1 protein-coding gene is annotated in these 433 nt (G+C 70.4%); it reads left to right on the forward strand.

Going from position 1 to position 433, the window contains the following annotated elements; translation table 11 throughout:
- A partial coding sequence (locus G3I71_RS47995) for a hypothetical protein (protein WP_164325260.1) occupies positions 1-416 on the forward strand: 416 nt, incomplete at its 5' end.
- Positions 417-433: the final 17 nt, after the last annotated feature.

Genomic DNA, 433 nt, shown 5'->3' on the forward strand with positions numbered 1-433 from the left:
CGGACGGAGAAGTTGCCTTCGCGGATGTGGCCTGCTCGGTGGCTCGCTTCTACGGAACCGAGGTCGTCTACGCGCGCCCGGCCGGCTACTTCGAGAACCATCCGACCTTCGGCCGACGCTGGGTGCCCAACCGTCGGCTCGACGCCCGGCGGCTCCAGGAGGCGGAGGCCGCCGCTGAGCCGCAGTGGCGCGATCACACCGTGGCCCGGGTGGTCCTGACCTCTGCCGGAGTGCGACTCAAGCCGTCCGGGTCGCCTGGCTGGTTGCCGTTCGACCACGCCCTTCTGGCCGGGGTCACGACAAGGCAACCCGAAGTCGTGCTCTCGTACACCGTGTGCGCGCCGCTGCTCCTCGCCGGACCGGCCGCGCAGTGGCTCGGCGTAGCGATCGAGCACCTTCGCCGCACGGCCGTATAGGGATCAGACCGCCCGAA

Origin of the sequence: Streptomyces sp. SID12501 (assembly GCF_010550245.1) — a bacterium.
In the GTDB taxonomy this organism is placed as follows: Bacteria; Actinomycetota; Actinomycetes; order Streptomycetales; family Streptomycetaceae; genus Streptomyces.